We start from the raw sequence: 4766 nt of genomic DNA, 5'->3' as shown, positions 1-4766 counted from the left end.
ATTTATAAAATTTCATACCGACGCTCCTTTTAAAATTTAAAATTTCAGCGTAAATTTCCGCGATCTTGCGATTAAATTTAAAACGCTCGCTCGCCGCGCTGCCGCTACGAAACAAACAAGCGACAGGCGCCTAAATTTAATCCCGCCGCTAGCCTTCGCGGTGCAAAATTATATAGCCCAGCTTCGTGCCGTTTTCGTCCGAAAATGCCCGCACGTAAAAATAATGCCCGTCCTTTTTGATAAAACTCTGCGCCCCAAAATCAAGCGTCGCCAAAATCGACAAAACGTCGTAATCCGGCGCGCTGTTTACGACGATAAAGTCCTTGATAACGCCTATTTTATCGTAAAAGCAGTCGGTCTCAAACCTCTTATCGACTAAGATAAAAATATCGTTTCCCATGCGGTTGATCTGCGCGATGACGTGTTCGAAATCGAGCATTATCTCGGCGCTTCCGATAAATTTACCGTCGCTAAAAACCGGCGAAATTCCGCGCATAAAAACCCCGCACCGCCCCATCTCGACGAGCGCTTTGGGAAGCAGGCTTTGGCGGATCTGCAAAAGCGAATGGCGAAAGGAGCTCAGATCGTCGTTGTAAAATTCGTCGCTCCAGCTTCTGGCTAGACTTCTGATGTTTTGCGTGTGAAAATGTATCTTCACGCCCGTATAGAAGGGCACTGCGCTTAAAATGTCTTTGTATTTTTTCGTCACGTCCATACACTCGCCGTGTTTGCCGCTCTCAAAGCAGCGCACCACGTCGCTGTTCTGCGACAAAATCAGCGAGATCGCAAAGGCGTTTAGCTTCTCTTCATCGACGATCTTTTCAAACAGACTCGCGCTGAAATCGAACTGCTGCTTGATTTTTATCTCGTTTTCCTCGCTTTTAAAGCGCAGGTAAAACGCAAAGGTGGCGACGCAGCAAGCAAGCGCGAAAAGGCTTAGGTATTTTTTTGAGCGCGCGCCTATCATCTGAATTCCATCTTTAAATTTGCCGCTAAAACTTCTGCAAATTCGCTAAATTCTGGCAGATTTAGCTTGCCGTTTCGCATCTTTTTTCCCCAGACGGACTCCGGGAAAAAGCTGTCGTTTTTGAAACGCGCCTGGACGTGAAAATGCACGCGCGGCACGTAGTTGGCAAAGCTTGCGATGTTGATCTTATCGGGTGCGTAAAACTCCCGCAGGCTCTTTTCGCACTGAAGCACGGCGCGCCACAGATGCGCCAACGTCGCCTCATCGCAGTCGCTAAGCTCTTTAAATTTCGCCTTCGTAAAGACCTTCACCCACGGCACTTCGTGCTCCTCGCGCTCCACGTAAATCATCTCATCTTCGTAAATCATCGCTTCTCCTTGAAAATGGAATTTTAATGCAAAGCCCATTAAAGCTCGGTAAATTCCTCTTACATAAATAATATACTAAAATACATTAATTAAATATATCTATAAAATCTCGATATATTCGTAATTTTTATGTTATAATTCTGCCTTTTAAAAGGAATATATATGAAATCAGTTTGGATAATGATCCTATGCGCCGCGGCGATTTTGATGATTACGATGGGCATTCGTATGTCATTAGGTCTTTTCGTACAACCTATAATGCAAGCAAATTCCCTATCCATCGCGCAAGTAAGCTTTGCGATGGCAACTACGCAGCTGGTATGGGGCTTTTCGCAACCGCTTAGCGGGATACTTGCAGACAAGCTCGGTGCCTACGTCGTGCTGTTTTGGGGCAGCGTGCTTTTGGCGATTAGTTGCACTCTTGTGCCGTTATTTAGTAGCGAAAGCTCGCTTGTATTAACGATGGGTTTTGGGCTTGCACTGGGGCTTGGCGCGGGTAGTTTTCCGATTCTAATGAGCCTAATGGCAAAGCGCCTGCCATTTTCTATCCGCTCGGTTGCCAGCGGAGTGCTAAATGCAGGCGGCTCGTTCGGGCAGTTTTTATTTGCGCCTATGATTGGGTTTTGCATCGCAACGCCCGCTTTAGGATACGGCGGCGCATTTTTTACGCTCGCAGGGCTAAGTCTGCTAATTCTGCCTCTTGCGAGACTTTTAGCAAGCTGTAAAATTCTACTTGGCGAGCAAACCAGCCTGCATGAAGAAGATAAGCGCAGCTTAGGCGAAGTTCTGCGTTTGGCACTGCGCGATAAAAGCTATATTTTGATAAATTTAAGCTTTGCTACGTGCGGTTTTCACGTAGCGTTTTTAGTGACGCATCTGCCTAGTGAAGTAGCACTAAGCGGGCATGGCGCGCAGGTAGCGTCCTTTTCGCTCGCACTGATTGGCATCGCAAACATCGTAGGCAGCTTATTCGTAGGTTGGTGTGTTTCCAAAGTGCGCTGTAAAGTCATTTTATTTTGCATATATACTCTGCGTATCGCTCTTATTGGTGCTTATGTGCTCTCGCCCAAATATAGCCTTACGTTTTATATCTTCAGCGTGGGATTAGGATTTACCTGGCTAGCGACCGTACCGCCTACTGCGGCTGCCGTAGGTAAGCTATTAGGGACGCGATATTTAGCAAGCCTATTTGGATTTACGATGCTTTCGCATCAAATCGGTGGATTTTTTGGCGCATATATCGGGGGTCTTGCGGTACGGGCATACGGCGCGTATGATTATATGTGGTATTTGGATATGACGCTAGCGGCTATTGCAGCTCTGCTAAGCCTACCTGCGCGTGAAGCTAAGATGAAGCACGTAAAATTTTAAAAATTTTATGGGATTTTGAAATTTACGGACGGAATTTTCGCGAAATTTTGCAAGCTAAATTACGACAGAATTTTGAAAATTTTAAAATTTATCGGATTTTATGTTTCGCACGATGAAATTTCACTTTAGCTTTAAAATTCCGTTGCGATAATGCGATAAAATGCAAAATCCGCTTATACTTTCAAATTTAGCCGAGAGGGGCTTTTAAATTTTATAGAATTTTGAAATTTTAAAATTTCGGCTCGTGCAGCATTTTAAGGGCCGGCGCGAGAGCGTCTGCAAAACCCATAAATTTTTCAAATTCCTCCACGCTAAACTCTGCGCTAAACTCCGCCCCCGCAGCGCCGAAGCTCGCCTCATAAACAAAACCTGATTTTTTTAAAAAATGTTCAAATTTAGCCACCGCCGCAAACGGCACGAAAAATATGCACTTCTTACGCAGCACGAATTCCACTAGCTCTGCGGCATCCGCAGCGGCGTCTATCGCGGCATTCGCGCTACTAGCGTATGCGCGCACGAGCCCGCCCGTGCCTAGCTTGATGCCGCCGAAGTAGCGCACCACGAGCACGGCGGCATTAATTAGCTCGGCGCCGCGAAGCGCGTTTAGACACGGCGCGCCCGCAGTCGATTTGGGCTCGCCGTCGTCGCTTGAGTTTTCTACGATCTGCCCGGGCTCATTCAGCGCGCGATACGCCCAGACGATATGGCGCGCCTTGGGGTGTTGCTGCCGCAACTGCGCACGCAGCGTCTCAAAGCTCGCTAGCGGCGCTAGATAGGCGATGAAGCTTGATTTTTTGATCTCCTGCGCGGCGCTGATCTCTTTTTCAATCGTTTTCAAGGCTTTCCTTTGCGGAATTTTATCTTTTTTGCATTATAATAAAAGTTCAAAAAAAGATCAAAGGAGCTTCATGATCCAGACTTGTTTATTTCCCGCGGCGGGCTACGGCACGCGCTTCTTGCCCGCGACTAAATCGCTACCAAAAGAGATGCTTCCGATCCTTACCAAGCCGCTCATTCACTACGGCGTGGACGAGGCGCTGGAGGCGGGCATGGACAATATGGCGTTCGTCACGGGTCGCGGCAAGCGCGCTCTGGAGGATTATTTCGACCGCAGCTACGAGCTGGAGGATCAAATTTCAGGCAGCAGCAAGGAGTATCTGCTCGACGAGATCAGGGCGCTTATGAAGCGCTGCACCTTCTCTTTTACGCGCCAAGAGCAGATGAAGGGGCTCGGTAACGCGATTTATACGGGTAAAATTTTAATCCGCGACGAGCCTTTCGGCGTGGTGCTCGCAGACGATCTGTGCGTGAACGAAAACGGCGAGGGCGTGCTTGCGCAGATGGTTAAAATTTACGAAAAGTACCGCTGCAGCGTCGTTGCAGTGATGGAGGTGCCGCCGCAGGACGTAAATAAATACGGCATCGTCGCAGGAAAGAGTATCAGCGACGATCTGATAATGGTCTCGGATATGATCGAAAAACCGGAGCCCGGCGAGGCTCCGTCGAATTTAGCCATCATCGGGCGCTACATCCTAACGCCCAATATTTTCGATCTCATCGAGCAGACGGCGCCTGGTAAAAACGGCGAGGTGCAGATCACCGACGCGCTTTTGAAGCAGGCTCAAAACGGCGTGGTGATCGCGTATAAATTTAAAGGCACTCGCTTCGACTGCGGCTCGGTAAAAGGCTACGTGGACGCGATCAAATATTTCTACGAGCGAGAATTTAGCGATGGTAAAAAATGAGCTGTTTTTCCCTCCGGCAAAAGACGGCGCGCTAGAAGAGGTAGCGGCAAAGATCCGCGCCGAATACGAAAGCGGCGAGATAGGCTACTACCGCCTGCCGCAGCAAGGCGCGGGCGTAATAGCACGGGCGCAGGAATTTTTTAGCGCACGAAGCTACGATGGGGTCGTGCTTTTGGGCATCGGCGGCTCCAGCGTGGGCGTGCGGGCGCTTTATGAGATGCTAGCGGGTAAAATCCGCAAAGATCTGCGCTTTGAAATTTTGGATAATCTCGACGGGCGCAGCGTAAATCGCGCGCTAGAAGGGCTAAATTTTGC

5 protein-coding genes and 1 pseudogene are annotated in these 4766 nt (G+C 48.6%); 3 read left to right on the top strand and 3 right to left on the bottom strand.

Annotation, left to right across the window (positions count from 1 at the left end):
- Nucleotides 1-148: 148 nt before the first annotated feature.
- Both Q0236_RS04415 and Q0236_RS04410 read right to left on the bottom strand, forming a co-directional pair.
- Nucleotides 149-967 (bottom strand): cache domain-containing protein, encoded by an 819-nt coding sequence (locus Q0236_RS04415; protein WP_297915495.1) that lies wholly within the window; start codon nt 965-967, stop codon nt 149-151.
- Nucleotides 964-1335, bottom strand: coding sequence for an HIT family protein (locus Q0236_RS04410; protein ID WP_297915493.1), 372 nt, complete (start codon nt 1333-1335; stop codon nt 964-966). The genes Q0236_RS04415 and Q0236_RS04410 overlap by 4 nt, the downstream gene beginning before the upstream one ends.
- Nucleotides 1336-1497: 162 nt before the next feature.
- Here Q0236_RS04410 and Q0236_RS04405 point away from each other — a divergent pair, with 162 nt between their 5' ends.
- Nucleotides 1498-2706 (top strand): MFS transporter, encoded by a 1209-nt coding sequence (locus Q0236_RS04405; protein WP_297915491.1) that lies wholly within the window; start codon nt 1498-1500, stop codon nt 2704-2706.
- Between the two features lie 229 nt (nt 2707-2935).
- Here Q0236_RS04405 and Q0236_RS04400 read toward each other — a convergent pair whose 3' ends face one another.
- On the bottom strand, nt 2936-3544 hold the full coding sequence (locus Q0236_RS04400; RefSeq protein ID WP_297915489.1) for a YigZ family protein: 609 nt from the start codon (nt 3542-3544) through the stop codon (nt 2936-2938).
- 70 nt (nt 3545-3614) lie between these two features.
- On the opposite strand from Q0236_RS04400, the gene galU reads away from it, so the two are divergent.
- The gene (galU, locus tag Q0236_RS04395) at nt 3615-4451 is read left to right on the top strand and encodes a UTP--glucose-1-phosphate uridylyltransferase GalU (RefSeq protein WP_297915487.1); all 837 of its coding nucleotides are present in this window, start codon (nt 3615-3617) and stop codon (nt 4449-4451) included.
- Nucleotides 4438-4766, top strand: a pseudogene (locus tag Q0236_RS04390) (glucose-6-phosphate isomerase); the annotation flags it as partial. The gene galU and the pseudogene Q0236_RS04390, both read left to right, overlap by 14 nt.

Origin of the sequence: uncultured Campylobacter sp., from assembly GCF_938031315.1 — a bacterium.
Lineage (GTDB): Bacteria > Campylobacterota > Campylobacteria > Campylobacterales > Campylobacteraceae > Campylobacter_B.
The sequence above is the reverse complement of the archived record's forward strand: the minus strand, read 5'-3'. Positions and strand labels throughout refer to the sequence as shown.

Excerpts from the sequence above, each read along its gene's own strand:
- Q0236_RS04415 (WP_297915495.1), bottom strand. The coding sequence starts at position 967 with ATGATAGGCGCGCGCTCAAAAAAATACCTAAGCCTTTTCGCGCTTGCT.
- Q0236_RS04410 (WP_297915493.1), bottom strand. The coding sequence starts at position 1,335 with ATGATTTACGAAGATGAGATGATTTACGTGGAGCGCGAGGAGCACGAA.
- Q0236_RS04405 (WP_297915491.1), top strand. The coding sequence starts at position 1,498 with ATGAAATCAGTTTGGATAATGATCCTATGCGCCGCGGCGATTTTGATG.
- galU (WP_297915487.1), top strand. The coding sequence starts at position 3,615 with ATGATCCAGACTTGTTTATTTCCCGCGGCGGGCTACGGCACGCGCTTC.